Origin of the sequence: Alteraurantiacibacter buctensis (assembly GCF_009827655.1) — a bacterium.
Lineage (GTDB): Bacteria > Pseudomonadota > Alphaproteobacteria > Sphingomonadales > Sphingomonadaceae > Alteraurantiacibacter > Alteraurantiacibacter buctensis.
The window spans coordinates 32090-59022 of sequence record NZ_WTYV01000010.1 but is presented as its reverse complement, the minus strand read 5'-3'; the positions used below and the strand labels follow the sequence as shown (position 1 = coordinate 59022).

At 62.2% G+C, this 26933-nt stretch carries 29 protein-coding genes, 1 tRNA gene and 1 pseudogene; 11 read left to right on the top strand and 20 right to left on the bottom strand.

Annotated elements, in window-relative coordinates:
* Positions 1–104: 104 nt before the first annotated feature.
* The 4 genes and pseudogenes from GRI99_RS17925 to GRI99_RS17910 form a co-directional block, all read left to right on the top strand.
* Positions 105–713 (top strand): annotated as a pseudogene (locus GRI99_RS17925) (efflux RND transporter permease subunit); the annotation flags it as partial.
* A gap of 83 nt (positions 714–796) precedes the next feature.
* Positions 797–1441 (top strand): HupE/UreJ family protein, encoded by a 645-nt coding sequence (locus tag GRI99_RS17920; protein ID WP_202393181.1) that lies wholly within the window; start codon positions 797–799, stop codon positions 1439–1441.
* A gap of 20 nt (positions 1442–1461) precedes the next feature.
* Entirely contained in the window at positions 1462–2097 is a 636-nt protein-coding gene (locus GRI99_RS17915) for a transmembrane anchor protein (RefSeq protein WP_160773430.1), read from the top strand.
* Between the two features lie 63 nt (positions 2098–2160).
* Positions 2161–3495, top strand: coding sequence for an MFS transporter (locus GRI99_RS17910; RefSeq protein WP_160773429.1), 1335 nt, complete (start codon positions 2161–2163; stop codon positions 3493–3495).
* 128 nt (positions 3496–3623) lie between these two features.
* Here the strand turns inward: GRI99_RS17910 and GRI99_RS17905 are convergent, their stop codons facing one another.
* The 11 genes from GRI99_RS17905 to GRI99_RS17855 form a co-directional block, all read right to left on the bottom strand.
* Positions 3624–3941: a hypothetical protein gene (locus tag GRI99_RS17905; RefSeq protein ID WP_160773428.1), complete on the bottom strand. Its 318-nt coding sequence runs from the start codon at positions 3939–3941 to the stop codon at positions 3624–3626.
* Positions 3942–4065: 124 nt separating this feature from the next.
* A complete protein-coding gene (locus GRI99_RS17900; RefSeq protein ID WP_237438453.1) occupies positions 4066–5439 on the bottom strand; it encodes a hypothetical protein in 1374 nt (457 codons plus the stop codon).
* 9 nt (positions 5440–5448) lie between these two features.
* Positions 5449–5784, bottom strand: coding sequence for a hypothetical protein (locus GRI99_RS17895; protein ID WP_160773427.1), 336 nt, complete (start codon positions 5782–5784; stop codon positions 5449–5451).
* 71 nt (positions 5785–5855) lie between these two features.
* Positions 5856–6254, bottom strand: coding sequence for a hypothetical protein (locus GRI99_RS17890; RefSeq protein WP_237438452.1), 399 nt, complete (start codon positions 6252–6254; stop codon positions 5856–5858).
* A 156-nt stretch (positions 6255–6410) separates the two neighbouring features.
* Positions 6411–7328, bottom strand: coding sequence for a CopD family protein (locus GRI99_RS17885; protein ID WP_500676327.1), 918 nt, complete (start codon positions 7326–7328; stop codon positions 6411–6413).
* A 7-nt stretch (positions 7329–7335) separates the two neighbouring features.
* Positions 7336–7707 carry a copper resistance protein CopC gene (locus GRI99_RS17880; RefSeq protein ID WP_237438451.1) on the bottom strand — a complete coding sequence of 124 codons (372 nt, stop codon included), beginning with the start codon at positions 7705–7707 and terminating at the stop codon, positions 7336–7338.
* A 32-nt stretch (positions 7708–7739) separates the two neighbouring features.
* Positions 7740–8747 carry a copper resistance protein B gene (locus tag GRI99_RS17875; protein WP_439098446.1) on the bottom strand — a complete coding sequence of 336 codons (1008 nt, stop codon included), beginning with the start codon at positions 8745–8747 and terminating at the stop codon, positions 7740–7742.
* A complete protein-coding gene (locus tag GRI99_RS17870; RefSeq protein ID WP_160773438.1) occupies positions 8747–10531 on the bottom strand; it encodes a copper resistance system multicopper oxidase in 1785 nt (594 codons plus the stop codon). The genes GRI99_RS17875 and GRI99_RS17870 overlap by 1 nt, the downstream gene beginning before the upstream one ends.
* Positions 10532–10582: 51 nt before the next feature.
* The gene (locus tag GRI99_RS17865) at positions 10583–11149 is read right to left on the bottom strand and encodes an RNA polymerase sigma factor (protein WP_160773423.1); all 567 of its coding nucleotides are present in this window, start codon (positions 11147–11149) and stop codon (positions 10583–10585) included.
* 6 nt (positions 11150–11155) lie between these two features.
* Positions 11156–11596, bottom strand: coding sequence for a Spy/CpxP family protein refolding chaperone (locus GRI99_RS17860; protein WP_160773422.1), 441 nt, complete (start codon positions 11594–11596; stop codon positions 11156–11158).
* The gene (locus tag GRI99_RS17855) at positions 11593–11883 is read right to left on the bottom strand and encodes a hypothetical protein (RefSeq protein ID WP_160773421.1); all 291 of its coding nucleotides are present in this window, start codon (positions 11881–11883) and stop codon (positions 11593–11595) included. The genes GRI99_RS17860 and GRI99_RS17855 overlap by 4 nt, the downstream gene beginning before the upstream one ends.
* 213 nt (positions 11884–12096) lie before the next feature.
* Here GRI99_RS17855 and GRI99_RS17850 point away from each other — a divergent pair, with 213 nt between their 5' ends.
* From GRI99_RS17850 to GRI99_RS17835, 4 genes are all read left to right on the top strand, one after another.
* The gene (locus GRI99_RS17850; RefSeq protein ID WP_160773420.1) at positions 12097–12564 is read left to right on the top strand and encodes a DUF411 domain-containing protein; all 468 of its coding nucleotides are present in this window, start codon (positions 12097–12099) and stop codon (positions 12562–12564) included.
* Positions 12565–12705: 141 nt separating this feature from the next.
* Positions 12706–15024, top strand: a complete 2319-nt coding sequence (locus tag GRI99_RS17845) for a copper-transporting P-type ATPase (protein WP_202393173.1) — start codon at positions 12706–12708, stop codon at positions 15022–15024.
* Positions 15025–15116: 92 nt separating this feature from the next.
* Positions 15117–16373, top strand: a complete 1257-nt coding sequence (locus tag GRI99_RS17840) for an APC family permease (protein WP_237438455.1) — start codon at positions 15117–15119, stop codon at positions 16371–16373.
* A gap of 55 nt (positions 16374–16428) precedes the next feature.
* A complete protein-coding gene (locus GRI99_RS17835) occupies positions 16429–16884 on the top strand; it encodes a hypothetical protein (RefSeq protein WP_160773418.1) in 456 nt (151 codons plus the stop codon).
* Between the two features lie 327 nt (positions 16885–17211).
* On the opposite strand, the gene GRI99_RS17830 is transcribed toward GRI99_RS17835, so the two are convergent.
* A complete protein-coding gene (locus tag GRI99_RS17830; RefSeq protein WP_160773417.1) occupies positions 17212–17616 on the bottom strand; it encodes a MerR family transcriptional regulator in 405 nt (134 codons plus the stop codon).
* A gap of 47 nt (positions 17617–17663) precedes the next feature.
* On the opposite strand from GRI99_RS17830, the gene GRI99_RS17825 reads away from it, so the two are divergent.
* Complete coding sequence (locus GRI99_RS17825; RefSeq protein WP_237438450.1) at positions 17664–18455, top strand: MauE/DoxX family redox-associated membrane protein; 792 nt, start codon at positions 17664–17666, stop codon at positions 18453–18455.
* A 216-nt stretch (positions 18456–18671) separates the two neighbouring features.
* Here GRI99_RS17825 and GRI99_RS17820 read toward each other — a convergent pair whose 3' ends face one another.
* Together GRI99_RS17820 and GRI99_RS17815 are read right to left on the bottom strand one after the other, a co-directional pair.
* Positions 18672–19820, bottom strand: coding sequence for a tyrosine-type recombinase/integrase (locus GRI99_RS17820; protein ID WP_160773416.1), 1149 nt, complete (start codon positions 19818–19820; stop codon positions 18672–18674).
* Positions 19821–19986: 166 nt separating this feature from the next.
* Positions 19987–20078, bottom strand: a tRNA-Ser gene (locus tag GRI99_RS17815).
* A 224-nt stretch (positions 20079–20302) separates the two neighbouring features.
* On the opposite strand from GRI99_RS17815, the gene GRI99_RS17810 reads away from it, so the two are divergent.
* Positions 20303–21112, top strand: a complete 810-nt coding sequence (locus GRI99_RS17810) for a DUF1134 domain-containing protein (protein ID WP_160773415.1) — start codon at positions 20303–20305, stop codon at positions 21110–21112.
* 88 nt (positions 21113–21200) lie between these two features.
* Positions 21201–22379, top strand: coding sequence for an amino acid aminotransferase (locus GRI99_RS17805; protein ID WP_160773435.1), 1179 nt, complete (start codon positions 21201–21203; stop codon positions 22377–22379).
* A 477-nt stretch (positions 22380–22856) separates the two neighbouring features.
* On the opposite strand, the gene GRI99_RS17800 is transcribed toward GRI99_RS17805, so the two are convergent.
* From GRI99_RS17800 to GRI99_RS17775, 6 genes are read right to left on the bottom strand one after another with little or no spacing between them, the layout of a single operon-like run.
* Positions 22857–23474 carry a riboflavin synthase gene (locus GRI99_RS17800; RefSeq protein ID WP_160773414.1) on the bottom strand — a complete coding sequence of 206 codons (618 nt, stop codon included), beginning with the start codon at positions 23472–23474 and terminating at the stop codon, positions 22857–22859.
* Positions 23475–23480: 6 nt separating this feature from the next.
* Positions 23481–24506: a bifunctional diaminohydroxyphosphoribosylaminopyrimidine deaminase/5-amino-6-(5-phosphoribosylamino)uracil reductase RibD gene (gene ribD / locus GRI99_RS17795; protein ID WP_337192955.1), complete on the bottom strand. Its 1026-nt coding sequence runs from the start codon at positions 24504–24506 to the stop codon at positions 23481–23483.
* Positions 24493–24981, bottom strand: a complete 489-nt coding sequence (locus GRI99_RS17790) for a hypothetical protein (protein ID WP_160773413.1) — start codon at positions 24979–24981, stop codon at positions 24493–24495. Before GRI99_RS17790 ends, ribD begins: the two co-directional genes overlap by 14 nt.
* Before the next feature lie 54 nt (positions 24982–25035).
* Positions 25036–25788 (bottom strand): M48 family metallopeptidase, encoded by a 753-nt coding sequence (locus tag GRI99_RS17785; protein ID WP_160773412.1) that lies wholly within the window; start codon positions 25786–25788, stop codon positions 25036–25038.
* Positions 25785–26255, bottom strand: a complete 471-nt coding sequence (locus GRI99_RS17780; protein ID WP_160773411.1) for a YcgN family cysteine cluster protein — start codon at positions 26253–26255, stop codon at positions 25785–25787. Before GRI99_RS17780 ends, GRI99_RS17785 begins: the two co-directional genes overlap by 4 nt.
* Positions 26243–26848 (bottom strand): SCO family protein, encoded by a 606-nt coding sequence (locus tag GRI99_RS17775; protein WP_160773410.1) that lies wholly within the window; start codon positions 26846–26848, stop codon positions 26243–26245. Before GRI99_RS17775 ends, GRI99_RS17780 begins: the two co-directional genes overlap by 13 nt.
* Positions 26849–26933 lie beyond the last annotated feature (85 nt).

The window sequence follows — 26933 nt, the reverse complement described above, 5'->3', positions numbered from 1 at the left end:
CGGCTTCACGCAGCTTGCCGATAATCTCCTCCGGCTTGTGTTTCCTCGCCATTCCATTCCTCCTGACTGGCCAATTCTAAAATAGAAATTGGGCCACTCAGAAGGGGGCAGATCATGAACAACTCCAGTCCGCCGCGACCCGGTTGCAGATCGTGGTGCCGATGGCGCTGCTGCTGATTTTTGCCCTGCTGTTCACTCTGTTCCGCTCGGTCAAGGATGCTGCCATCGTGTTTTCCGGTGTGCCGCTCGCCTTGACCGGCGGCGTGGCTGCCCTTGCGATGCGGGGCATTCCGCTGTCGATCTCGGCGGGCATCGGGTTCATTGCCCTGTCGGGTGTGGCGGTGCTCAACGGGGTGGTGATGCTCTCATTCATCCGCGATCTGCGTGAGCGGGGCAGCGAACTGGACGAGGCGATCCGGGAAGGCGCACTGACCCGCTTGCGCCCGGTGATGATGACAGCTCTGGTCGCCTCACTGGGCTTCGTCCCGATGGCGTTCAATGTTGGCGCCGGCTCAGAGGTTCAGCGACCGTTGGCCACGGCGGTGATCGGGGGGATCATTTCCTCGACGATCCTGACATTGATCGTGCTGCCTGCGCTGTATCGGATGCTCTACACCGGGCGGGACGAAGGAGGGCAGTCGGCCAGTGACAAGCCTTCGCGCAGTTGGCTGTCGCGCTTTCGCCGCGATCCCGCAGAAACGCAGATTGGATGAACGCCATGACTTCCAGTTGGTTAAATCGTTCTCACGCCGTCAGGACATGGTCGTGCGTAACGCTGGTTGCGATTGCCTTGCTCATGCTCGGATCGGTCGAGGCATTTGCCCACAATGTGGCCGAAGGGGACAAGGGCTATATCCAGGAAAGCAGCGGCGTGCTGTTCTTCCCGTTCGTCTATCTGGGGGCCAAACATATGGTCACCGGATACGACCATTTGCTGTTCCTGTTCGGCGTGATCTTCTTCCTTTATCGGATGAAGGACATCGGCATTTATGTCACGCTGTTCGCCATCGGCCATTCCACCACCATGCTGTTCGGGGTGCTGACCGGGATCAGTGCCAATGCCTATATCATCGACGCCATCATCGGCCTGTCTGTGGTGTACAAGGCGCTCGACAATCTGGGGGCATTCCAGCGCTGGTTCGGCGTGCAGCCGAATACCAAAGTGGCCACGCTGCTCTTCGGCTTCTTTCACGGCTTTGGTCTAGCCACAAAGATCATCGAGTTTCAGATCGCGCCTGATGGCCTGATACCCAATCTGATTGCGTTCAATATCGGCGTTGAGATCGGGCAATTGCTCGCGCTCGGCGCGATCCTGATCGTGATGGGCTTCTGGCGCCGGACATCCAGCTTCATGCGGCACGCCTTTGCCGCAAACACCATCCTTATGGCGGCCGGCTTCGTACTGGTCGGCTACCAGCTCGTCGGCCTCGCCGTCACTTGATCAAGACAGGAGCTTCAATCATGTTCAACGCCCAACGGCCCCGTCTCGAAGACCTGCCCACCACACGGCAACTACTTGGCGCTACCGGCATTGCGCTGGCGGCCTCGACTGCAATCCTTGTCACAGTGGTCCTGCCGTCCGAATATGCGATTGATCCCACCGGGATCGGTCGCGCGATTGGCTTGACCGAGATGGGCGAGATCAAACAGCAGCTTGCAAAGGAAGCTGCTCTGGACGCAGCCGCTAACCCTGCGGCAACGGCCGGTGCAACCGCACTAGCCACATCCCAACCGGCGGCACAGGCCGTGGTCGGGTCCCAAGCCCCTGCCGAAGCCGCTGGCCGCAGCGACACCACTAGTCTCACGCTCGCACCGGGAGAAGGAGCGGAAATCAAGCTAACTGCTAACGAAGGCACACGGATCACCTTCGCCTGGTCGGTCGATGGCGGACACGTCAATTACGACACCCATGCCGACGGGCCGGGCATCTCGTATCATGGATACGGCAAAGGCCAGCAATCGACCGGTGAACAAGGCGAACTTGTCGCCGCGTTCGACGGCAGCCACGGCTGGTTCTGGCGCAACCGTTCCGGAGCTCCTGTCACGATCACACTTCGCACCCAAGGGGCTTATGGCGAGGTCAAGCGGGTTGTCTAATGGGGGTCACGGCCGCGCTTGGCTAATTCCCGAGGCAATTCCCATAATGGAAGTGGAGTAGCCATGCTCTCGGTTTTGGCCAATCGCACCTATCGCCATCTGTTCCTGGCCCAGGTCATCGCGCTTGTCGGCACAGGGCTGGCGACGGTTGCGCTTGGTCTGTTGGCCTACGATCTGGCGGGCGCGAACAGCGGCGCGGTGCTGGGCACAGCGATGGCTATCAAGATGATCGCCTTTATCGGCGTTGCGCCCGTTGTAGGGGCCTATGCCTCGCGCCTGCCCCGGCGCGCGTTTCTGGTCGCGATGGACGTGGTGCGCACGCTGGTGGCGCTGGCTTTGCCGTTTGTGGACCAGATCTGGCAAATCTACGTGCTGATCTTGGTGCTGCAATCGGCATCGGCTGGTTTCACCCCGACCTTTCAGGCGACCATTCCTGACATCCTGCACGACGAAAAGGATTACACCAGCGCCCTGTCGCTCTCGCGGCTGGCCTATGATCTGGAAAGCCTGCTCAGCCCGATGTTGGCGGCGGTGTTGCTGACCCTGATCAACTTCCACTGGCTGTTCGCCGGCACCAGCGTCGGCTTTGCGGTATCGGCGCTCATGGTGCTGTCGGTGGTGCTGCCCCGGTCGCAGGCGACTGCTTCGATTGGCGGAATATACGCACGGACCACCCTGGGCACGCGCATTTACCTCAAGACGCCGCGCTTGCGCGGCTTGCTGGCGATAACCCTGGCCGCAGCCGCCGCCAGCGCGATGGTGATCGTCAACACGCCTGTGTTGGTGCAGAGCGCGCTCGGGCTGGGTCAGCGCGAGGTCGCGATTACGCTGGCGGCATTCGGCGGCGGTTCAATGCTCTGCGCGTTGTCGCTACCCCGTCTGCTTGGGCGCATTTCGGATCGCGTGATGATGCTGGCGGGCGCGAGCTTGCTGGTAGCGGTCCTTGCCATGCTGACGGCATCGTGGCAGGTGTATACAGCGCCCGGATATTGGGGCTTCATGGTCGGCGGATGGGTCCTGCTCGGCATCGGCTATTCCGCCACGGTAACGCCCGGGGGCAGGCTGCTTAGGCGTTCCTCGGGCAGCGGTGCTCGCCCGGCGCTGTTCGCAGCGCAATTCGCCCTCAGTCATGTTTGCTGGTTGATTGCCTATCCGTTGGCGGGGCAGATCGGCGCAATATTCGGGTTTGGCGCAGCGTTCGGCGTTAGCGCGGTCATCGCCTTGGTGGGCACCGCCATTGCGTTGCTGATCTGGCCTGCCGCCGATCAGGAAGCGGTCGAACACGGCCACGATGACCTCCCTGCCGACCACCAGCATCTCGTGACCGAACACGCCGGAGGAAAGGCTGGCCACGCGTTCATGATCGACGAGCTCCATCCAAGCTGGCCGAAACAATGACGGCGTGCGCGAACCGGTGGAAATGCATCCGGAGAGAGCACAGAATGCTGGTCGCGCTTGCTGTTCAGTAGCGCATAGGCACGCGCAGGTCAGCAAAGAATGTACAACAATCGGCGGTGGCGCTGTATTCATTCACCCACTTTACATGATTCGGCCTCCTGCCCTGAGGCTTGCCCGGAGCTTTGCATCGCATGGCCCGCTGCGCTGCCTTCAACGCCGTTCTCCACGTCCTGCAACGGACGATCGGATTCTCCTGCCGCATTGAAAATCATCGAGGAGGTCATCCCGCCGCTGCCTTCGAGCCACAACGAGACTTTGTTCATCGAACGCTTCTGCCAAAACCAGCCGTGAATGCCGGTGAAGGGGGCGGTATAGACGCCCCGCATCACCCGCGCTTCGGTAATGCTCGCCGTGGTCGGAATGGCCGCTTTTGGCACGACCGGCATGCTTCACAGTACAGCGAGCATCGTCGCTTGCAACGCCCCAAGCCCGCCGCTTAGCATCAATACACAGACGAGGCCCGCACTCCGCTTATCTACGCCGAATGTTCTGATGACGGACACCCTGTCCTTAAAGTGCGATCTCCAGCACCGGGGCAAATCCGCCGCCCGGTGTGCGCATGTTGGTTGTCTGTCCCCGGTACAATCGCGCCGCCGTCAGAAGGACCGCTCCATCGTAGGTATACAGCCTGAAATCTGCCTTCAAATCCAGCACCTCGCCATCGCGCTCGATACGTCGGATGCTTGGAGGCGCAAAGGTTTGCGCGATATAGTCTCCGGCAGTGATGTGCTCCCAGACGCTCCGTGTCAGCTTTGCCCCGCTATAGGCCGCCTTGCTGCCGTAGCCCCGGGCGGGTTTGAAGAAGAGATTGCGGCGATCGGCCCAAAGCGCGTCTGCATTCTCCATGCTGACGAGTACTGTCCGCGGAATGGCGACCTCGAGAACTTTCACCGCGTCTAAGGGAAGGCCCCATCGGGTGAGAAGCTCTGCATCGGACAATAGTGAAAGATTGCGCTTGTCGGCATACAGCGCATGGACATGGGGGTTTGGCGTGACGACGACCAGATCTTGCAGATAAGCGCTTCGCAAGCCTGCATGATCGGGCTCCTCAAACGCGAAGTCGACCAGCCGGTTATAGACCAGATCAACATGAAGCCCGTCAAACGACAGTCCGGCAGCGGACCCTGTCAGTGCCTTGGGGTCGACAACCAAGGCTCGTATGCCGTGCCGTTCGAGCACCGCCTTGACGAGCAGAAACTCTGGGTAAAGATATTGTGCATGAGGCTCGTCGTCGACAATCGCGATGACTGCCGGTTTTCCGACGCGGCGCTGACGATGCCACTCGCTAGTAAACATGGCGACGATGCCAAGCTCAAAATCCTGTACGGCATCATCGGGATAGGGGGCCGTAGCCGTCTCGAAACAGCAGGCGCGCTGTGCGCTGGCGAGCGCGGCGTTAAGGAACGCGCCGCCGGCATTGGTATTGACCTCGATCAGAACAGGACCTGCTTCGGTCAGGTGAAAGTCGTAGCCCATCAACGCGCCTACCGGGCCGAAGTCCGCAGCTGCGATGGCAGGTGCCCACTCGAGCACAGCGGCACGAAACGGCGGAAGCGCGGCAGCCGTCTCAACTGCCGCGACAACCGTCTTCATCGCGGTCATGGTCTCGGTTGCTAGAAAGACAGGCGAGTTTGCAAACAGATAGGGGTGAGAAGCGGTCAGTCGGATGCCAAACCCGTCGGAGCCGGTCTCGGCATCTAATTTTTGCGCAAGCTCTTCCCGGTCAAGAGTGATGCAAAAACACGCTGCGTTCGCTCGCAGGGCAACAATGCTTGGCTCACGGCCGATATTCATATCAGTTCGCCTTATCGCCGTTGAACCGGACCGGACATCAGCCATCGCCGTGTCGTCCAGTTTTCGTTTGAGCCCATCCTGTTGATCCATGCACCGGATTCAGGAACGAAAATGCCTGGATCGCTCTACAAGCTGGGTCATTTGTGTCGCCGCATGGATTGTCAGGGAATGCTGTCGGGCATCTGGTCGCGGTTTGATAAGCTCCGCCATCTCCGCAACCAGTTCAAGCTGCTTGTCAGAAGCAGCGGACAGAAGGCTCAATACGACGTTTTCCAGGGCAATTACCCGAATGCGCAATTGGATCAGTTCGGCCTTCGAAGGCGCTGGAATGTCCCATTCATCGCATGCCGCCGCGAGGTTCTCCTGAGGTCCGCACGGGGTCGCACCGCCCTCATCGTCCCACCGCGACAGCGCACCGTTTTGATCTTGACCCATTCGAGAATCCTTTCATTAAACCATGAAGCGGGCGACCCCGGCACGCCACCGGTGGCCGCCCGAATTCGCGTTTACTGATTTGACGGCATCATTTCGTGATGTGCGGCCATCTGACCCATCATGTCGTGCATCATCGCCATCTGCTCCTGACACGCCTGCATCATGGCGGAGTTGTGGCTTTGCATCATACTGGCCATCCGTGCCTGCATCAGCTGGTGGTGCTCGCCCATCAAGCGCTGGCGTTCAGCGGGATCGGTAGCAGCATGGGCTTGTTGCATAAGCGTGCGCATTTCCTCCATATTTTGCCTGTGCTGCTGCATCGCGTCGGAGCCCATCGTCATCCCAGCACCCTGATCAGGCTGCCCGGTTTCGGCAGAAGCCGCCCCGTGCTGGTGTTGCTCCTGCTGCGCCAAAGCGGGTGAAGCGGCGAGACAAGCGGCGAGTGCCGTTGCGATAATCATATGTTTCATTTCCATTTCCTTTTTTTTGCCCGCGAGTATTTTCGGACATAGGCATTTTACTTGAACGGAATGAACAGGAGAGAGCTCTGGCAAGTCGGCGGGTCCACCGCCGCAGCGCTCGCACCAGGGCTCAGGTTCGCTCTCATTCCCGGGCTAGCCAGTTTGTCAGCCCATCGGCGATGCCATTCCAACAAAGGCGACGAGCGCCAAAACGCCAATGGCCAGCGACATCTCGGTTGCCAGGCTGCCGCGCAATGAAGCCAAAGCTTTCGCGCGGCTGTTGGATTCCATATCGGCCGTTCGGGACTCGTTTCTGCTAATCGCAGCGTTGCGCGCGGCGCACAAAAGCATGGCAGCGACCAAAGCGAGTTTAGCGATCAGCAGCCAGCCGTAAGCGGTGCCGAGAGCCTCGGCGCTGTTGCCCAGCCCGAAAATCAGTTGCGCGTTAATCAGCCCGGTTGCGGCCACGATCGCGACCAGGGCAATACCCAGCGGCGCGAAGCGGTGCATAGCCCCAAGCAATGGCACGAGCGTATGGCTGTCCGGATTTCGATGCGCCGCGAGAGTCAAATGAAGGAACCAACCGATGGCTCCGATCCAAATCGCTGCGGCCAGCAGATGCAGCCCATTATTAAACCGGTGGCCAAGCCCCAGCCAACCTTCGGTTGCGGCCGCATGACCGCTCCATCCCAGGGTCAGCAGGGCAAGGCCGTAAAATACAACTGACGTTGATATTCCGCGTGATGATGGCATGAGAACGATTGCCAGCAATGCGGATGTCATCAGTGCCATGCGTGCGATGAAGGCCCAGCCCATGCTGGTCGACATCGTGATCGCTTCGATGGTTGCCCAGTCGAGCATTCCCACCGATTGCCCCATCATCGTTGCAATGCCGTCCAGCATCAGTGCAAGTGACACCAGCGGAGCGATTACCGCAGCGACAAGAAGAGCGTGGCTCCGGCCAGCGCTTGACCCTAACCCGATCTTCCGCAATCCAAAGTTACGGAATGCCAGCAGACCGAACAGGCCCATGAGCAAAGCATAGTGGAGAAATCGCAGTCCGGGTTGCAGCAAACCCTCCACGGACTGTTCAACTGACCGTAAAGCTGACGGTGCCGTTCATGCGGTGCCCGTCCGCCCCGGCAGCCTGCCAGCGAACTTCGTAAGACCCGGCGCGCAGCGGTTGCCGGAGTGTTAGACTGACCGTCTTGTTGCCGTTTGACCACGCAGTTGTGAAATTGCGAATTGCGGTCGGGGTATGGTTCGCCATGCCCGGCATCGCGGTCATGACGATTGACGTGGCGGTTGTCGGCGGCAGTAAGGCTTCGTTGAAGGTGAGCGTTACAACGCGCGGGCGCGCTACCGTTGCCCCTTGCGCGGGAGTGGAGGCGACCACGCGGGTATGAGCCGTTGCGACAGTTGGCATGGCGAGGGTGGTCAGGCTGATGGCAATGGCGGCCATAATTGAACGAAAATGCATGATTATTTCCTTCTTCAGAACCAGAAACGAATACCTGCAACGAAATTGGTGACACTGGGATCTTCGCCAGCCGCGCGCGCATAATCGGCGCTGTTGGCGACCCGCCAGCTTTGTTCGATGCCGATATAGGGCGCGAATTCGCGGATAATTTCGTAGCGCAGGCGGATGCCGACCTCGACCGTGTCCAGCCCCGCGCCAATGCCAAGTTGCGGCACGTCCTGCGCCGCCAGATTGAATTCGGCACGCGGCTGAAGGATCAGCCGCTGGGTGATCCGCTGATCCAGTTCGGCTTCGAACCGCGCGGTCAGGTCGCCCCGGTGCGACAGGAATACCGCAGCGTCGACCTCAAACATGTACGGAGCCAACCCCTGAATACCCAGAACGGCATGAGTTGTTTCGGGCCCAGCAAGGTCTTGCCGGACGCCTGCCTGAAGATCGAAAAATGGCCCGATTGCCCGCGAAAAGAGCGCCTGGATTTCTGCATCCTCAATGCGTTCGCCGAAGCTGCCTTCACCCTCGCTCTTGAACCAGAACCGGCTGGTGGGTCCGCCGTAATACCCCTGAACGTCCCACAGATAGCCGTCCGCACCCTCGCGGGCCTGAAACTCGGCGCGATCGGCCTGAAACCAGAATAGCGGAAAATCGCCATGATGCCGCAGGTCCCCGCGCGAAGCGCGCATGGCATCGGCGCCCCAGATCGCGTCGGCGGCGCGCGGCGGGCCAATCCCGGCTTCGGGCGGCGGCGGTGTTTCCATTTCCGGTCCCGGCGACGGCGACGCGGCTGCTGAATGGTCCATCGTGCTATGGTCCATGCCCTCCATCGCCTCCGGGTGGCCCGGCGGTGGGTCGGCCATGGGCATGGCATGCCCGGCATGAGGGTCCGCAGGCGCTGGCGTGGGCGTGGGCGCTGGCGTGGGCGCTGGGGCGGCCTGAGCCTGATGCGCAGAGTGATCCTGTGCCGCTGCCGGAGCAGCCAACAAGGCCAGCCCGAGCAACGGCAGACTAGCGGTGTGCAGGCGCATCATGCCGCGGCCTCCGGTCCGGCGACGGTGACAGCCTGCATCATCCCGCCATGCATGTGGTAGAGAAGGTGGCAGTGGAATGCCCAGTCGCCCGGCTCGTTTGCAGTCAGATCGAATTGGGCACTGGCCCCCGGCTGCACGACCATCGTGTTCTTCCGCGGTTGCAGCGCCGCCGACTGCCCATTGACCATCTCGAAGAACATCCCGTGCAGATGGATGGGATGGGCCATCATCGTGTTGTTAATCAGCTTCACCCGCACCCGCTCGTTCCAGGCAAAGTGGATCGGCACATCGGTGACAGCGGAATACATGCGCCCGTCGAACGACCACATATAGCGTTCCATATTGCCGGTCAGATGCAGTTCGAGCAGCCGTGAAGGCTCGCGCGTGTCAGTATTGGCGTCGCGCGCCACCAGCATCCGGTAATTGAGCACGCGATGCTCCACGTCGCGCAGGCCGAGGCCGGGGTCACCCATCTTGTCGACCGGAGTCATGGCGACCATGTCGATGCCCGGACCGATCTCTACATCGGGCGGCAACAGCGAAGTGTCGCGCATGTTCATGCCCGCCATGCTGCCTCCATCGCTCTCGCCCGACGCTGCAGCAGCGCTGCCGTGGCCCATCGCCGCATGATCCGTGCCCCCGCCGCCATGGTCCATGCCCATGTCGGCCATCGTCAGCAGCGGCGGATCACGCAGCGCCGGGACGGCTGCACGCGCACCCGGCGCGCTGGCCAGCGTGGCCAGCGCCATGCCCGAACGATCCATCGATTCTGCCACGATGCTGTAAGCCAGCGCCGCGCCCGGCTGGACGATCACATCATAGGTTTCGGCGGTGCCGATCTGGAACTCGTCCACTTCGACCGGGCGAACCGCCTGCCCATCGGTTGCTATCACGCTCATGGGAAGGCCGGGGATACGGACATTGAAGAAGCTTTGCGCCGAGCCGTTGATGATCCGCAGCCGGATGCGTTCGCCTGCACGGAACAGATACTCCATCCCTTCGGTTGGACCGCGTCCGTTAGCGAGGAAAGTATAGGTTGGAGCGCCGATATCGGCGATGTCGGTCGGCATCATCCGCATCTCGGCCCACATCCGCCGCTCCTCGCCCGACATAGGGTAATCGTCGGTCCAGGTGGTCTGCTGGCGATTGAAATATCCGCCGCCGGTGCGCAGCCGGTTCATAATGAAATGCGGATCGAGCGTGGTGAAATCGCTGATGAGCAGAATATAGTCGCGGTCCACACTTACCGGGTCGCCGCCGCGCGGCTCGATGATCATCGGTCCGTAATGGCCCGATTGTTCCTGCAAGCCCGAGTGGCTGTGATACCAATAGGTGCCCGATTGCCGGATCGGAAATTCGTAAGCGAAGGTTTCGCCGGGCCTGATGCCGGGAAAGCTGATGCCCGGCACCCCGTCAAACTGGAACGGCAGCAGCAGGCCGTGCCAGTGGATCGAGCTGTCCACGTCCAGCGTGTTGGTGACATTGAGGCGGACATTCTGCCCCTCGGTCAGGCGGATCAGCGGGCCGGGTACGCTGCCATTGACCGCTACGCCGGGGCCGCGCCGCCCTTCGACAATACGGTGCCCACTGCCGATGGAGAGATTGATCTCCTCGCCCGATACCTCGTCAAAGCCTGCTGGGATCAACGCGTTGCCGCGCGGCAGGCTGCCACTATGCATGCTGTGCCCCTGCGCCCAAGCAGGCATGCTCGCTGCCAGTCCAGCCATTCCGAACACGCCAGCACTCGTGCCCAGGAAATTCCTGCGATTTAGGATCGGCATTGGCGGCTTTCGGTCTCTTTGATCCATGCTGCTATTACGCACGCGAACCGTTCAGCCCTCAAAATGTGCGAATTTTTCCCTTAGTATTTTTCGAGCACGGTAGACGCGTGTTTCCACGGCCTTTTCGGAAATCTCCAGCAGTTCGGCTGCTTCCAGCAGGCTCCGCCCGTCAATTGCGACTAGCACTAGCGCTTCGCGCAATCGAATGGGCAACCGCTCTATTCCGAGACGCAATCTCGCGAGCGAATCCCGGCTGATTGCAGCTGTTTCAGGGTCAGGCATCATATCAGGGATGTCCCACCCATCTAGGATGGGAGTGAGCCCAATCAGGCTGGCCAATTTGCGGCGCCGGAGTCGGTCCCTGCACTTGTTGAGAGTCACCGTGGTCAGATACGGGCCGACTGCTTGCACCGGATCCAGCCTGTTTCGGGCAATCCATACAGAAGCAAGAGCATCCTGGATCGCTTCCTCAGCCTCGGCGCTGGAACCCAGCATTCGCACAGCGAGCGTTAGCAGCCGCGCGCTGTGCGGCGCGATGAGCTGTCCGAAGGCAGATTGATCACCTGCTCTGACGCGTTCGACCAGAATCCGGTCAGAATTGGCATTGTCCTTCGACATTCTCCATCATTCGCGTGGATCGTGGGTCAAGGCGGCGGAAACCTGCCGGTCAAATTCGCGCTGCTGTTCAGGATTGAGAATGCCCCGCATGGCAAACACATGTTGCACCGTAGCTTTTTGCATGTCCCCCATGCGGCCATGAACCTGATCGATGGCTGCTGCGACTTCGGGACCATATTCATGCTCCTGGACCATCGCCTGAGCAAGTTGTCCATTGGCTCCGCGCAAGGCAAGCTCGAGCCGCGCATTCTCCGCTGCGAATGACTCTTCGAGTTCTTCCAGGCTCGCATCCTGCGCGGTGGATAGCTGGAGTTCATGGTGGACGAAGTCATGCAAGCCGCCAGAGGCCGATTGCTGCCTCCACCTGTCGGCGGCAACCGCTCCCAGGAACCCCGCAAGGCCTGCAAGCAATATCGCAATGATGATCTGATAATTCGCGGGCTTCATGGCGCGACGTGCAGCAATGCTGACGGAGACAAACGATCCGCCGAGGAAATCTGCAACGAAGCCGGATTGGCCACAACGCCGGTCCCGTTGGTTCCGAAACCTGCACCTAGGCCGATAACGAACAGGCCGCAAAACAGCGCAAGTCGCTGGCGCCGGTTAGCCCGTTCCTGAAGTTGACCGGCTCTTTGCCAGATACCGTAAAGAAACCCTTCCGAAGGGGCAGTTTCTGCCGCCATGGCCAGTGCCGCGAACGATGAGTCAAAATCGGGCTTGATTTGCATGGTCATCAAGATGGCTCCTCGTCACCATTACGCACAATTCCATCCGATCCCTCAATTATTTTGAGGGACGGGGCTGGCCAGCACGTAACTGATATTGAGGGTGCCTTTACCCTCGTTCATTCCGGTATAGCCCCGGCCGGGCGTTGAGCCATTCGTTCGGTGTATAACAATGACACCCTATTTTTTTGGCAATAGTGAATGACGATAAGGAGCTTCGAAATGACGAGGGATAGCTTTCGACGATTTGCATTCAATTCCTCCGCTACCATTCTTGTTGCTCTGATCGCGGCATGTTCGAATGTGGCGCAAGCAGTCACTTACACCATGTTCCGCGATCCTGAGTGCGGCTGCTGCGAAGCCTGGGCCGCGCATATTGAGCAGAGCATGGAGGCCGAAGTTACGACGGTCGACAGCCCGGATATGGCCAAGGTCAAGGCCGAGAACGGCGTGCCGCAAGAGCTGCGCTCATGCCACACAATGGTTGTGGACGGCTATGTCATCGAAGGCCATGTTCCTGCCGAAGCAATTGTCAGGTTGCTGCGCGAGCGGCCGGAAGGAGTAACCGGCCTTGCTGTTCCGGGTATGCCAATGGGATCGCCAGGCATGGAGGCAGGCGGCAACGTCCAGCCCTATGCCGTGATAGCGTTCGGAGCCGAGGGGCAGGCTGTCTTTGCGAGATACCCGTAATCGGCTGCCACGCGTTAACGTCGGTGAAGATTGAGAACACAAGCCGTCCGCACCCCAAAGAGCAGAGCCTGTCATCGCGCCGGTGGTACTCGCGCTGCTTGGCGTGCCGCTCTATTTCCTATTTGGCGAAGGTCACAAATCATGAGCATCTATACTTGTCCGATGCATCCTGAAATTCAGCAGGACAAACCAGGCAAATGCCCCAAATGTGGCATGAATCTGGTCCTGCAAAGCGAGGCTGACAAGGCATCGGGCGAGCACGCGTGCTGCCACGGCGAACACGGACATCAGCAGGAAGGCCCTGAAACCGGAGAATATGATCGTGTGCCGGTAGGTTATGACGGGACGGTATATACCTGTCCGATGCATCCGCAGGTCCGGCAGACCAGGATGGGCTCATGCCCGATCTGCGGCATGGGTCTGGAGCTGGAATCCGCCGGAATGGCCGAAGACGGACCCAATCCCGAGCTGGTCGATTTTAACCGGCGGTTCTGGGTCGGAACCGTGCTCACGATCCCGCTGCTGATCCTGACCATGGGGCCGTATCTTGGCCTTGGAATTCGCGAAGCGATTGGCGAGCGCACGACGCTGTGGATCGAATTTGCGTTGGGGACTCCGGTAGTGCTGTGGTGTGGCTTGCCGTTCCTTGTGCGCGCCTGGAACTCGTTCCGGACCATGAACCTCAACATGTTTTCGCTGATTGGCATGGGAGTGATGGCTGCCTGGCTGTTCAGTGTGGTGGCAATCATAGCGCCCCAAATATTCCCTGATGGCTTCCGGGATGCCGATGGCAATGTCGGCGTCTATTTCGAAGCTGCCGCAGTAATTGTGACGCTCGTCCTGCTCGGTCAGGTGATGGAGTTGCGGGCGCGCGAGGGCACGGGCAAGGCGATCCGCGCCCTGCTCGATCTGGCGGCGAAAAGTGCGCGGATCATCAGGGCGGACGGTTCCGAGGAAGAAATTGCGCTCGAAGATGTTGTCGTCGGAGACCGGCTGCGGGTTCGTCCCGGTGACAAGGTGCCGGTTGATGGGGTCGTGCGAGACGGCCGCTCGTCGGTCGATGAAAGCATGATCAGTGGCGAGCCTGTACCGGTGGAAAAAGTCGCGGGCGATTCCGTGACCGGAGCGACAATCAACGGCACCGGCTCCCTGATAATCGAAGCCACCCGGGTCGGTTCCGAAACCATGCTGGCGCAGATTGTCGGCATGGTGGCAGCAGCCCAGCGATCGCGCGCGCCGATTCAGAAATATGCCGACAAGGTTGCGGGCGTGTTCGTCCCGGTCGTGATTGGTATCGCCATGCTCGCCTTCGTCGGTTGGGCAATCTGGGGACCGGCGCCGGCGCTGTCCTACGCACTGGTGGCGGCGGTAGCGGTGCTCATCATCGCTTGCCCCTGTGCGCTTGGTCTGGCGACGCCAATGTCGATCATGACCGCCACCGGACGCGGCGCACAGGTCGGCGTGCTGATCAAGAATGCCGAGGCGCTCGAGCGTTTCGAGAAGATCGACACGCTGATCGTCGACAAGACCGGCACCTTGACCGAAGGCAAGCCGCGCCTGGTCGCGGTGATGCCCGAAGTCGGCTTTGACGAGGCCGAAGTTCTGCGCCTGGCCGCTTCGCTCGAACGCGGGTCGGAACATCCGCTGGCGGAAGCCATCGTGCGCGGGGCCGAAGAGCGCGGTGTGGCAATAGACGAGGCGAGCGACTTCGAGGCGATTACCGGCAAAGGCGTGAAAGGCACAGTTGGCGGCCAGGCAGTGGCGCTGGGCAATATCGCATTGGTCCGCGATCTGGGGCTGGAGGCAGAGGCGCTGACGGACAAGGCCAATGCCCGGCGTGACGATGGCGAGACCGTGATGTTCGTGATGCTCGGCGGCAAGGTGGCGGGCCTGGTCAGCGTCGCCGATCCGGTCAAGGAAACCACCCCGGCCGCGCTCAAGGAACTGCATGCGCTCGGTTTGCGGATCATCATGGCAACTGGCGATAATGAGCGCACCGCCAAGGCTGTCGCCGCGCGCCTCGGCATTGATGAGATCCGCGCCGATGTCCTGCCTGAGGACAAGGCGCGGATCATCCGTGAGCTGCAGGCAGAAGGCGCGAAAGTGGCCATGGCGGGCGACGGTGTGAATGATGCCCCGGCTTTGGCCCAGGCCGATGTCGGCATCGCCATGGGCACCGGGGCTGACGTTGCCATCGAGAGCGCGGGTATAACGCTGGTCAAAGGAAATCTCGACGGCATCGTGCGCGCGCGGCGGCTGGCCCGTGCCACAATGAGCAATATCCGACAGAACCTGTTCTTCGCGCTGATTTACAATACAGCCGGGGTGCCTATTGCAGCAGGGGTGCTATTTCCCTTCTTCGGCATCCTTATCAGCCCGATGTTCGCCGCCTTCGCGATGAGCGCTTCGTCAATTTCGGTGGTGCTCAACTCGCTGCGGCTGCGGAGCGCCAAGGTATGACCGAGGCCCGGCACGCGGGTCATGTGGCAGATGGCAATCAGGACAAGAAACAGGAGGGCAAAGGGACGATAAGCCTCTATGGCGGGATCGCCATGGGCACCGGGGTGATGATCGGTGCGGGCATCTTCGCGCTGACCGGCCAGATTGCCGAGCTGGCAGGGCCGTTGTTTCCTCTCTCATTCGTCGCCGGGGCGCTGGTTACGGCTCTCGCGGCATACAGCTATATCAAGATGTCCAATGCGTGGCCGTCCTCCGGCGGGATCGCGATGATCCTGCAAAAGGCATATGGGCCAGGAGTGGTGGCCGCGTCCGCGTCGCTGCTCATGGCCCTGTCGATGGTCATCAACGAGAGCCTGGTGGCGCGAACCTTTGCCACATACGCGCTGCGGCCGTTTGGCATGGAGCAGAATGGATTGCTGCTGTCCGCGCTGGCCCTGGCCTTGATTATATTCGCCTATCTGGTCAACGCCGCGGGCAATCGCTCGGTCAGCGGATTTTCGCTGGTCATGTCAGCGATCAAGATTGGTGGCATCGCCATTTTTGCCGTGGCAGCTATCTGGGCGAGCGGCTTGTTCTCGGGCGCCTTTGCCCAGGATGTGTCGATGACGAGCGGAGGATCGTTCCTCGCGTCGGTGGCCTTCTCCATCCTTGCCTTCAAGGGGTTCACCACGATCACCAATAGTGGCGGCGACATCGTCGATCCGCACCGCAACGTCGGGCGCACAATCGTCTATTCGATCGGCATCTGCGTTGTGACCTACCTGCTTGTCTCACTGGCTGTCGGTTCGAGCCTGACGATCGGCCAGATCGTGGAAGCACGGGATTATTCACTGGCTGCGGCAGCCAGACCCGCGCTCGGCCAAATCGGGTTTTATTTCACGATCATCATCGCTCTGGCTGCGACCATGTCCGGCGTCATCGCAAGCGTCTTTGCCGTGTCGCGCATGCTCGAGATGCTAACTAAGATGAAGATGATTCCGCATAGCCATTTTGGTATGAGCGGCAGCATGCGCAGCCATATGCTGGTCTATACAGTTGTGGTGGCAGGGGCGCTGGCCGTATTATTCGACTTGTCACGTATCGCCTCGTTGGGCGCGTTTTTCTATCTGGTGATGGATATGCTCGTTCACTGGGGTGTGTTCCGCCACTTGCGGACCGAGATCGGCGCGAAAGCATCAATTCTGCTGGCAGCATTGGTCGCTGACGCGGTGATCTTGGCAGCCTTCACAATGCTGAAGTTACGCAGCGACCCCATGATTGTGGCCTATGCCGTACTCGGCATCCTGGTAGTTTTCGCCGCCGAATGGATGTTTCTGGCGCGGAAAACCATTGAGCACGAGCAAGAGTGAATGTCGTGACTAGGGCCTTCAGACCAGCGAAGCCGTAGATTTGAGGTCAGGGTATATGCGGCGCCACTTGGAAAAACCGGAAACTTGGATTCTCATCCACGGCTTCTTCTTGGCGTTTCTCTGGGAAATTCTTCAGATGCCGTTCTTTTACAGCACAGAGAATCTCTCGGCGTGGGAGATAATCAAAAACTGCCTTTTCGCCACACTCGGCGATGCAGGCATTATGGTATTTGCTTATTGGACTACGGCAAAATTGTCTGCAAATGCCTTATGGCTACGGCGATGGCATGTACGCGCCATTCTGATCTATCTTGGCATCGGCTTAACGGTTACCATCGCGATCGAGTATTTTGCAGCGACCACCGATTGGGGCTGGAAGTACTCCAGTTCAATGCCGACTTTTGCCACCATCGGCCTGGTGCCAATTGTCATGTGGATCATCGTTCCGATCCTGACTTTGACACTGGCAAGGCAATCGCTGCTTGGTTCAAAGGGAAGCACAGGCGACTGATTGCTCCAATTCTGCCAAGCAAAGCGTCTCAATGATCTTTCAAGAAAGTTAGGCCCGGGCGGACTAAAAGAGAATTGGCATATGATATGTCAGCAAGCGTCTGCCATATGATCGATATGGACGAGCCGGAACCAACCGCCCAGCAGTTCGCGCCTTGCATGATCAAGGTGGATTATCTGTGGCATCGTCGCACTTCACCTGGAGCACCCGCAGCGAAACCCGGCTGTGAACCGCGCTTAGAGATATTAACTTCATAGGGTCACCGAGTTGGCCTGAACGGGTCCCGACGTTGCTTTAAGGAATTGCCGCGACGCAGTGGGCTGCTGATCAAATTTCAAAGGATGCCAAAATTGGGCAGGGCCCCTTACCTCCTGCCCTGCATTCCTTCGCGAGCCTCAGGAGCGAGTCGCGGGCCAAGATGAGCTGGGCAATTTTCGCGTCCAGGGACTCGACGCGGGACATCGCGAGGTCGCGGGCGCGACTGCGGTCCTCGCCGGCATCCAGCTCCAGCAGTTCCCTGATCTGTTCGAGTGTGAAGCCAGCGGCCTGCGCCTGTTTGATGAAGCGTAGTCGGCGCACATCTTGGAGGCCGTAACGCCTTATTCCGCTCTCCCGGGTCGGAATCTCCAGCAGACCTTGACGTTGGTAGAAACGGATCGTCTCCACGCCCACGTTCCCACTGGCCGCAAGCTGGCCAACCGCGAGCGATTTGACACCTTGACTCTGTACCATAGTACGGAACCTATATCAGGCCCGACATGATGACAAGGAGTCCCAAAATGTCGGACATGAACAATATTACGATAGGCACTAGAAGGGCGGTAATCTACCGCATGGAGATGCCGAAACATACCTGCCCATACGGGCTGAAGGCCGTGCACCTGCTGAAACGTGCAGAGTACGAAGTCGAAGATCACCACCTTACCACGCGTGAGGAGACGGAGGCGTTCAAAGCGGAGCACGGTGTCGCTACGACGCCCCAGGTGTTCATCGGGGGCAAGCGGATCGGCGGCCATGATGATCTCCGGCAGTTCCTCGGCAAGCAAGTGGCTGACCCCAAGGCGACAAGCTACCGGCCGGTCCTCGCATTGTTCTCGATGACCGGGTTAACTGCGCTGGCGGCGAGCCACGCGGTCACGGGGAGTGCGCTGACGCCGCTTGCGGTCGAGTGGTTCATCGGCTTCTCGATGGTCGTGCTGGCGCTGTTGAAGCTGCAGAATATTGAGAGCTTCGCGACCATGTTCCTGAATTACGACATACTCGCAAAGCGCTGGGTGCCTTACAGCTATATTTATCCGTTCGCAGAAGGAATTGCTGGAGTGCTGATGATCTCCGGGACGCTGACCTGGCTGTCAGTTCCGATTGCGTTATTCATCGGAACGATTGGTGCCCTGTCGGTCTTCAAGGCTGTCTATGTCGATAAGCGAGATTTAAAGTGCGCCTGCGTCGGCGGCTCGAGCAACGTCCCCCTCGGCTTCATCTCTCTCACCGAAAACCTGATGATGATCGCCATGGCGGTGTGGATGGGTCTCGCTGCTCTCGGATTTGCTGGCGGTGCCCATAATCTATGAGCCGCCCACGCACACTGGCGAAGCCTCTTCCCTTGCTGGGAAGGGGCTTTCCAGCCAGCGAAGTGCGGCGAACAAAGTTCAGAACCGGAATTTGTGCAGCTCGACATTGCTAGGGCTGAACACCGCCCTGTTAAGCAGGCGGACTGGTTGCTGTTGGCCTGGCGATGGCGGATCGGCTGCAGAGGGCTCTGCGAAACGAAAAAGCTTGGAAGATGCTCACCCCGGCATCACAAAATCCGCCCAGTCTTTCATGAGCAACTTACGCTTGTCGAGGTAGTCAGTGCGTCGATATGCGGCCTCAACCCTGTTGGCGACCGTGTGCGCGAGTGCTGCCTCAGCCACCTCGCCGGGGAAGCTTGACCGTTCTGCAGCCCAGTCACGAAACGCAGAGCGAAAGCCATGCACCGTGAACGGCAACGCGGCGCATCGCATCACCTTGAGCAGTGTCATGTCGGACAGCGGGCGCAGGACATTGCGCCCGGGGAATACCAAGTCGCTGCATTCGGCATAGAAGGGACGCGCTCGCTCGAGTACGTTGATCGCCGCAGCCGTTAACGGGACAGTGTGCTTCTTTCCGACTTTCATGCGGTCTGCGGGCACCGTCCACAACTTGCTTTCAAGATCGATCTCGGACCATTTCGCGCCACGCACCTCACCTGACCTGGCAGCAGTCAATATAAGGAATTCCAGTGCCAAACGCGTGACGCTGATTCGTTTGCGGAGATGCTGGATGAAAGCCGGAACGTCTTCGTAGGGCATGGCGGCGAAGTGCCCGTCCTTCTTGGGTTGACGCGGCAATGCTCGATTTAGTGAGCGCATAGGCGCTTCTGTCAATCGCATGCCGTTTGCATAAGCCCAATCGAGAACCACTCCGATTCGCTGTTTGACCCGCCGCGCAGTTTCCGGCTTCGAAAGCCAGATACCGACAAGCACCTCACGAATGAGCGGGCCTTCGATATCGTTGACGAGTCGGTCGCCTAACTTGGGGAATGCGTAGGACTCAAGCGTGTTCAACCACTGATCCTGGTGCTTGCCATTTTTCCAGCTTGCCGTCTGTTCGGCATGAACTTTCTTGGCCGCAGCCTTGAAGGTTAGGATTTCAATCTTCTGACGCTTGCGTTCCGCAACAGGGTCAAGGCCTCGTTGTATGTCACGACGCATATCGATCGCTGCTTCGCGGGCTTCGGCAAGCTTTACGAGGTCAAGCGAACCCAGGCCGATATCCCGGCGCCGGCCGTTAACTGTTGCCCGAAGGACCCAATAGCCCTTCTGCGGCGCTGTAATCACGAGTGCGAGCCCGTCGCCATCCATGTAGCGCCCGGGCGTCTTGAGATTTCGGACCTGTGCAGCGGTAAGTTTTCCCATAGCCATCCATCCTCATTCCGCTCCCACAATTGCTCCCACAATGTGTGGTAGAAATTGTGGGAGTGACTGGAACAAAATAAGAACAGACATTCCCGATGCAAGAGCTAAAAACCGCAGATTTCTGCGGGTTTCAGGGACTTTCTGGGATGTCTTGGGATGGCATAGGTGGCGGAGACGGAGGGATTCGAACCCTCGATACCCCGATAGGAGTATGGTTCCTTAGCAGGGAACTGGTTTCAGCCACTCACCCACGTCTCCGGAAGCGGCGGCCTATAACGGGGCCGGCCATGCGGGGCAAGGGGGGCGCGGGTGCCTTTGCGGCCGGAAATGCAAAAAGCGGCGGGCTGCGGGTTTTCCACGGGTTGGCCGTGCGGCGGATTCGATTCGCCGCAAATCGGACTCGGATCGCCGCGCGTTCATTGCCGCTTCAGCCGAAAAGGATTCTTCTGACCGGCGGAAAGCCGTGACTGGCGGGAAGGGAAATGACCATGTTGATCCGTATTGCCGATCTGTGCCGCGCCGGCCTGCCGGCCCTGGGCGCGCTGGCGCTGGCGGTGGTTGCTGCTCCGGTTGCGGCGCAGTCGCTCGAAACGGTCGATCCCAGCGCGGCGATCGATGCCGACCTGTCGCAGTCTGCGGCGCAGGCCACGGCGGGCACCAGCTATGGCACGGCGCAGCCGAGCGAGCGCTATCCGGCGGTGTCGGAAGCCTATGCCGAACCCTCGGTGGAAACCTATCCCGCCCCGGCGGAGATGCCGGCGGCCCCGGCTGCTCCCGCTGCGGCACCCACCGCCACCGGCCAGCCGGGCACCACCTATGCCGAGGATGACCTGATCGGCGCCGCCGAGGGCCTGTTCGGCCGCGGGGCCGAAGGGCTGGCCCGGCTGATCCAGGACATCCTGAAGGAACAGGGTGAACCCAATGCCTATATCGTGGGCCGCGAGGGCGGCGGCGCCTTCATCTTCGGCGTGCGCTATGGTTCGGGCACCCTCTATCACCGGGTGGAGGGCAACAGGCCGGTCTACTGGACCGGCCCGTCGATCGGCCTCGATGCCGGGGCCAATGCCGGCAACACCTTCGTGCTGGTCTACAATCTCGACGATACCGAGGAACTGTACGAGCGCTATCCGGCGGGCGAGGGGCAGGCCTATCTGGTGGGCGGGTTCACCGCCAGCTACCTCAGGAAGGGCAACACCGTGCTGATTCCGATCCGCGTGGGCGCGGGCCTGCGGCTGGGCGTGAACGCGGGGTATATGCGCTTTTCCCACAAGCAGCGCTGGCTGCCGTTCTGATCGCTTCGGGAAATGCGCCCTGACCATTGCGTAAGGGCGTAATTCGCACTTGCGATAGCGCCCCGGCAGCGGCATGGACCGCGCCGCTATGCTGAACAACCTCGCCCAACAACCCGCCGATGCGCTGCTGGCGCTGATCAAGCTCTATGACGCCGATCCCCGGGCCGACAAGATCGACCTGGGCGTGGGCGTGTACCGCACCGCCGATGGCGGCACGCCGGTGTTCGCCTGCATCAAGGCGGCGGAGCAGAAGCTGGTCGATGAGCAGCCGACCAAGGCCTACCTGGGCCCGGAAGGCGACATGGGCTTTGTCCATGCGCTGATGCCGCACGTGTTCGGTGGGGAAGACCCCTCGCTGGGCGGGCGGATCGACGGGATGCAGACCCCCGGCGGCACCGGGGCGGTGCGCCTGGCGATCGCCGTGGCCAAGCGCGCGGGCGTAACCCGCGTGATCATGGGCACGCCAAGCTGGCCCAACCACGCGCAGATCATGGACGATTGCGGGGTGGAGCTGGTCAGCTTCCCGCACGCCGCCGCCGATGGCAGCGCCAACCTGGATGCGCTGGAAGCGGCGCTGAAGGCCGCCGGCCCCAGCGATGCGGTGCTGCTGCACGGCTGCTGCCACAACCCCACCGGCATCGATTACACGCCTGAGCAGTGGGACCGGATCGTGGACCTGCTGGCCGAGACCGGCGTGCTGCCGATCGTGGACCTGGCCTACCAGGGCCTGGGCGCGGGGATGGACGAGGACGCCTATGGCGCGCGGGCCGTGGTGGCCCGCCTGCCCGAGGCGCTGGTGGCCTATAGCTGCGACAAGAATTTCGGCCTCTATCGTGACCGCGTGGGCGCGCTCTACGTGCTGACCGCCAGCGCGGACGAGACGGTGAAGGCACTTTCGAACGGCCACACGCTGGCCCGCGCAAGCTGGTCGATGCCGCCTGATCACGGCGCTGCCGCCGTGCGCCTGGCGCTGGCCGATCCCGACCTGACCAAGATGTGGCTGGACGAGCTGACCTCGATGCGCGCGCGCATCAACCAGGTGCGCCAGAAGTTGGCCGCCAGTTCCAACGCCGGCGCGGTGAACCTGACCCCGCTGGGCCGCCAGCAGGGCATGTTCGCCATGCTGCCGCTGAGCAAGGAGCAGATCCAGGCGCTGCGTGACGATCACGGCATCTACATGGCGGGATCGGGCCGCATCAACGTGGCGGGCCTGACGATGGACAACATCGACAAGTTCGTGGGCGCGCTGGCGGCGGTTTCGGGCTGACCCTGCACCGCTGCCCCGGCCCGCCTGTGGCTGCCGGGGGAGGGTAGGGAGCAAATGACCGGCGCGGGGTTGCCGCATTCTGTGCCCGGACTCGACGACGCTTTGGGTAGCTAGGTTACTTTCATTCGCGTCGAGATTTGTTGCCGCCGGCCCGCGGCCATCCTCCAGCTACTGACGCGACGGAGGGCAGCACTCGCGTGGCGGCCATGCCTGGTGCGAACGTTCGGCTGAACACCGGGACGCCCGCGCCGGTCATTTCCTCCGCATTCCGAAGAACCGGAGGATGGCCCATCCACGCCGCTGCAGACACCGTGGACGCGAATCGGGCTGCACTAAATTGGTGCGTGTAGGAAAGTGTTTTCTGCGCAAAAGCCCTTTCCCTTGAGGGAGAGGGTTGGGTGAGGGTGTGCCACGGTAGGCGGAGTCGGAGGCCACTCACCCGCCCTCCGACACCCTCCCACCGGGAGGGGGAGTAGTTCAGCCCCGCAAACTCGCCATCCGCTGGAGATACCGCGCCACCACGTCGATTTCCAGGTTCACCTCACCGCCCTGGCGCAGTTCGCCCAGCGTGGTGACTTCCGCCGTGTGGGGGATGATGTTGAGGCCGAACAGCACCGAGCCATCGGGCTGGTCCTTTACCGAATTCACCGTCAGCGAGACGCCGTCCACCGTGATCGAGCCCTTGGTAGCGATATAGGGGGCAAGGCCCTGCGGCGCGGCGATCAGGGCGCGCATCGAATCGCCTTCGGGCCGCCAGTCGTGTACCCGGCCCACTGCATCGACATGGCCGGTGACGATGTGGCCACCCAGCTCGTCGCCCAGCCGCAGCGAGGGTTCGAGGTTCAGCGCGCGGCCCTCGGCCCACATGCCCTTGGCGGTGCGGCTGACCGTCTCGGCGCTGACATCCACGGCAAACCACGCAGCCCCCGGCTCACCGCCCCGGCGCACCACGGTGAGGCACACGCCCGAACAGGCGATGCTTGCCCCGATGGCAATCCCGGCCGGGTCCCACGGGCAGGTGATCTGCACGCGCAGGTCGCCGCGCTGCTCCACGCTGGCGATCTGGCCGATGGCGGTGACGATACCGGTAAACATAAAGCGCTAAATCCCCAGTGTTCCGGGCTGATGGGCTTCCGGCTGATAGACCAGCAGCACATCCGCGCCAAGCTGCCGCCGGTCGACAAGCACGAAGCCGGGTGGCGGCGCGCTGCCTGTCGCCGGCCCGAGCGGGCCAAAGGCGGGAATGCCCGTGCCGAGGCTGTGCGGGGCGGCATAGATGTGCAGTTCGTCCACCAGACCGCCTTGCAGGAACGCCGCCGCCGTGGCCGCCCCGCCTTCCACGTAGACATATTGCATCGGCAGCAGGCTCGTAATCGCCTGCGGACTGGCCAGCGCGGCCCAGCCCGCGGGCGCTTCCCCGCGCGTCAGCACGAAGCGGGCGGGTGACAGGCTTTCCAGCCCCGGCAGGCGCACATCGAGCCGCGGGTTGTCGGCCCGCAGCGTGCCGCTGCCGACCACGATCCCCTCGTTGAGTGCGCGCTGGCGGTGGACATGGGCGCGGGCAATGGCCCCCGTGATCGCCACCGGCTCGCCCGAGAGCGGGCCGATGAAGCCATCGGCGCTGACCGCCAGCTTCAGCGTCACATGCGGGCGGCCCGAGGCCTGCCGGGTGAGGAAGCCTTTCAGGCTGGCGCGGCAGGCGGGACTATCGGCCAGCACCACTTCGATTCCCGCCGCGCGCAGGATTTCTGCCCCGCTGCCATCGGTGCGCGGGTCCGGATCCTGCACGCCGATCACCACGCGGGCGAGGCCAGCGGCGGCCACCAGGTCGGCGCAGGCAGGGCCGCGCAGCGAACGGTGGGCGCAGGGTTCCAGCGTGACATAGAGCGTTGCCCCTTCTGCGGCGGTGCGGGCCTGGTCCAGCGCCACGGCCTCGGCATGGGGGCGGCCGCCGGGTGCGGTCCAGCCGCGCCCCAGCACCACGCCATGCTTCACCACCAGCGCGGCAACGCCGGGGTTGGGGGCCGAGAGCGGGCGGGCGCGCGCGGCAAGGGCGGCGCAGGCCGCCAGCCAGCGCCGATCCTCGCTGGTCAGGCCCTCCGCCGTCACCGGATCAGCCGGCGGCACCCTGGGTGGCCTGGGCGCAGTATTCCTCGACGGTCATGGTCGCCATTTCGGGCAGGTTATCCGGCCGCGCGGCTGCGGCCTCGACAGCGGCCCGTTCTTCCTCGGCGCGGGCCTCTGCCTCCATCTCGTCCACGTCGACAAAGGTGGCGCGGCCCAGTGCGGCGTAGAGGTCCTTGCGCAGTTCTTCGCGCTCCTCGATCCGGGCCTGAAGCGCGTCCTTCAGGCGCTGATTGGCGCAATTGCTGGCGATGATATCAGCCGCGGTGCGGCTTTCTGCGAAGGTGGTGACCCAGGTGATTTCCGGCGGGCGCGGATCGGCCCGGCCACCTTCGGGCAGGAACAGGGCCAGCAGGCTGCCGGTCAGCGCCACGGCCACGCCCAGCACCAGCCAGCGATGGCGGTTCTCGCCGCGCCACACTTCAAGGAAATCCTTCACCGCACGGCGCGGGGAAATGTCGCGGAAGAACTGCTTCATGGCGGGTGAGATAGGGATTGCGCGGGCGTAAGGCAATTCGCGTGGGGCGGGTGCTCAGCCAAAGGGAGCATAAAGCTGCCGGCCCCTTGCCTTCAGCCAGCCATCGGCCTCGGCCACGTCATGCTCGAAGATGGCGGCCAGCAGCGCGTGGAAGCGGGGCGAATGGTCGAAGTGTGTCAGGTGCGCCACCTCGTGGGCCACCACCGACCGGCGCACGTGGTCGGGTGCCATCACCAGCCGCCAGTTGATGCGGATGGAGCGCGCCGCGCCGGGGCGGGCGCCCGAGCACGAGCCCCAGCGGCGGCCCGCCCGGCTGAGGCGCAGGTCGGGCAGGGGGGATCCGGCCCGGTCGCAATAGAAGGCCAGGTCCGCCCCCGTCAGCGCCAGCGCCTCGCCCTCCAGCCAGCGGCGCAGGCGCGGTTGCAGGCTGTCCTGCGGGCCGCCCAGCACCAGCCGCTCGCCGATCTTCGCCGGGCGGCGCGGAGCCTTCACCTGCCAGTCGACCAGCAGGTCCCACCCGCGATAGGGCAGGGTGGCGCCGGGCGCGACGGGGGTGGCCTGCGGCACGCGGGCCAGTTGCGCCGCCAGCCACTCGCGGCGCGAGGCGGCGAAGTCCACGGCTTCGCGGGTGCGGCCCCAGGCGGGCATGGTCACGCGCACCTCGCTGCCATCGGGGGCAAGGCGCATGGTCAGCCGCTTGGCACGGGCATGGCGGCGAATGGCCACGGGCAGCAGGCGGCCATCGACCTCTACCTGCGGGTCCGCCGCCGAGCCGCCCACAAGACTTCTGGGCAGCCAGTCGATCATCGCCGCCGCCGCTTGCCCAGGGGCGGGCGGTCCCCCCAGTCGACTAGGTGGTGCTCCAGCGGTCCGGCCACGTCCTCGCTGATGCAGCGGCCGGCCACGCAGGCCCCGGCGGCCTTCATCGCCTTGTCATCGCCGGTCAGCAGCGGGTGCCAGTCAGGGATCGGATCGCCATCGGCGCGGCGGCGATAGGCGCAGCTTGGCGGCAGCCACGGCACGCGGCGCACCAGTTCTGGCGTCAGGCGCAGGCAATCGGGCACGAAGGCCTTGCGGTGGCGATAGTTCGAGCACTGCGCGGTGGCGGTATCGAGCAGGCGGCAGGCGACGTTGGTCTCGGCCACCTCGCCGGTATCCTCGTCCTCCAGCTTGTGCAGGCAGCAGCGGCCGCAGCCGTCGCACAGCGCTTCCCATTCGTCGCGGGTGAGCGCGTCGATCGGCAGCTCCCAGAACCTGTCCCTCATCGCACCCATTCGCCGAGGACGGCGGTGACGCCCTCGTGGCTTTCGTCCACTGGCAGCAGGGCGATGGGATTGCCCTGCCGGTCCATCAGGTAGGCGGCGTTGGAATGGTCCACCTTGTAACCCACCTGGTCATCATCGTCCCCGCGCGAGTAATAGACGGCAAAGGCATCGGCGGCCTGCCTGATGGCTTCGGGCGTGCCGGTCAGGCCCACCAGCTGCGGGCCGAACTTCGAGGTATATTCGGCGATCTTCTCGGGCGTGTCGCGCTCCGGGTCCACGGTGATGAAGATCGGCACCACGTCATCGGCCAGGTCGGGGTTCTGCTCCGCCCAATCGCGATAGCCGCGCATCATCCGCGTCACGTCGAACGGGCATACGTCCGGGCACCAGGTGTAGCCGAAATAGACCATGCGCCACTTGCCGTCGTAATCGCTCCAGCGCACCGTCTGCCCCGCGCCGTTGACCAGCTCGAACGGGCCACCGATGGCCGCGCCTTCCAGCGGCGGCGGGCCGGACGGAGCGGAAGGTCCGCAGGCGGCAAGAGAGAGGGCAAGGGCGGCGGCAACAGGGCGAAACAGCTTGAACATGGCAAGGCGGTTCATGCTCTGCTAACGCTGGGGCGGCAAGGACGAATCCTGCCAAGGCGGGCCTAAGTCCGCACAATTCAGACCTGAGGAGTTGGGGGCA

Excerpts from the sequence above, each read along its gene's own strand:
- GRI99_RS17910 (WP_160773429.1), top strand. The coding sequence starts at position 2,161 with ATGCTCTCGGTTTTGGCCAATCGCACCTATCGCCATCTGTTCCTGGCC.
- GRI99_RS17830 (WP_160773417.1), bottom strand. The coding sequence starts at position 17,616 with ATGGTACAGAGTCAAGGTGTCAAATCGCTCGCGGTTGGCCAGCTTGCG.
- GRI99_RS17860 (WP_160773422.1), bottom strand. The coding sequence starts at position 11,596 with ATGAAGCCCGCGAATTATCAGATCATCATTGCGATATTGCTTGCAGGC.
- GRI99_RS17825 (WP_237438450.1), top strand. The coding sequence starts at position 17,664 with ATGTCGGACATGAACAATATTACGATAGGCACTAGAAGGGCGGTAATC.
- GRI99_RS17920 (WP_202393181.1), top strand. The coding sequence starts at position 797 with ATGCTCGGATCGGTCGAGGCATTTGCCCACAATGTGGCCGAAGGGGAC.
- GRI99_RS17840 (WP_237438455.1), top strand. The coding sequence starts at position 15,117 with ATGGGCACCGGGGTGATGATCGGTGCGGGCATCTTCGCGCTGACCGGC.
- GRI99_RS17805 (WP_160773435.1), top strand. The coding sequence starts at position 21,201 with ATGCTGAACAACCTCGCCCAACAACCCGCCGATGCGCTGCTGGCGCTG.
- GRI99_RS17790 (WP_160773413.1), bottom strand. The coding sequence starts at position 24,981 with ATGAAGCAGTTCTTCCGCGACATTTCCCCGCGCCGTGCGGTGAAGGAT.
- GRI99_RS17905 (WP_160773428.1), bottom strand. The coding sequence starts at position 3,941 with ATGCCGGTCGTGCCAAAAGCGGCCATTCCGACCACGGCGAGCATTACC.
- GRI99_RS17820 (WP_160773416.1), bottom strand. The coding sequence starts at position 19,820 with ATGGGAAAACTTACCGCTGCACAGGTCCGAAATCTCAAGACGCCCGGG.
- GRI99_RS17800 (WP_160773414.1), bottom strand. The coding sequence starts at position 23,474 with ATGTTTACCGGTATCGTCACCGCCATCGGCCAGATCGCCAGCGTGGAG.
- GRI99_RS17775 (WP_160773410.1), bottom strand. The coding sequence starts at position 26,848 with ATGAACCGCCTTGCCATGTTCAAGCTGTTTCGCCCTGTTGCCGCCGCC.
- GRI99_RS17850 (WP_160773420.1), top strand. The coding sequence starts at position 12,097 with ATGACGAGGGATAGCTTTCGACGATTTGCATTCAATTCCTCCGCTACC.
- GRI99_RS17890 (WP_237438452.1), bottom strand. The coding sequence starts at position 6,254 with ATGAAACATATGATTATCGCAACGGCACTCGCCGCTTGTCTCGCCGCT.
- GRI99_RS17810 (WP_160773415.1), top strand. The coding sequence starts at position 20,303 with ATGACCATGTTGATCCGTATTGCCGATCTGTGCCGCGCCGGCCTGCCG.
- GRI99_RS17780 (WP_160773411.1), bottom strand. The coding sequence starts at position 26,255 with ATGGGTGCGATGAGGGACAGGTTCTGGGAGCTGCCGATCGACGCGCTC.
- GRI99_RS17785 (WP_160773412.1), bottom strand. The coding sequence starts at position 25,788 with ATGATCGACTGGCTGCCCAGAAGTCTTGTGGGCGGCTCGGCGGCGGAC.
- GRI99_RS17845 (WP_202393173.1), top strand. The coding sequence starts at position 12,706 with ATGAGCATCTATACTTGTCCGATGCATCCTGAAATTCAGCAGGACAAA.
- GRI99_RS17870 (WP_160773438.1), bottom strand. The coding sequence starts at position 10,531 with ATGCCGATCCTAAATCGCAGGAATTTCCTGGGCACGAGTGCTGGCGTG.
- GRI99_RS17880 (WP_237438451.1), bottom strand. The coding sequence starts at position 7,707 with ATGGCCGCCATTGCCATCAGCCTGACCACCCTCGCCATGCCAACTGTC.
- GRI99_RS17855 (WP_160773421.1), bottom strand. The coding sequence starts at position 11,883 with ATGACCATGCAAATCAAGCCCGATTTTGACTCATCGTTCGCGGCACTG.
- GRI99_RS17895 (WP_160773427.1), bottom strand. The coding sequence starts at position 5,784 with ATGGGTCAAGATCAAAACGGTGCGCTGTCGCGGTGGGACGATGAGGGC.
- GRI99_RS17835 (WP_160773418.1), top strand. The coding sequence starts at position 16,429 with ATGCGGCGCCACTTGGAAAAACCGGAAACTTGGATTCTCATCCACGGC.
- GRI99_RS17915 (WP_160773430.1), top strand. The coding sequence starts at position 1,462 with ATGTTCAACGCCCAACGGCCCCGTCTCGAAGACCTGCCCACCACACGG.
- GRI99_RS17875 (WP_439098446.1), bottom strand. The coding sequence starts at position 8,747 with ATGCGCCTGCACACCGCTAGTCTGCCGTTGCTCGGGCTGGCCTTGTTG.
- GRI99_RS17900 (WP_237438453.1), bottom strand. The coding sequence starts at position 5,439 with ATGGATCAACAGGATGGGCTCAAACGAAAACTGGACGACACGGCGATG.
- GRI99_RS17865 (WP_160773423.1), bottom strand. The coding sequence starts at position 11,149 with ATGTCGAAGGACAATGCCAATTCTGACCGGATTCTGGTCGAACGCGTC.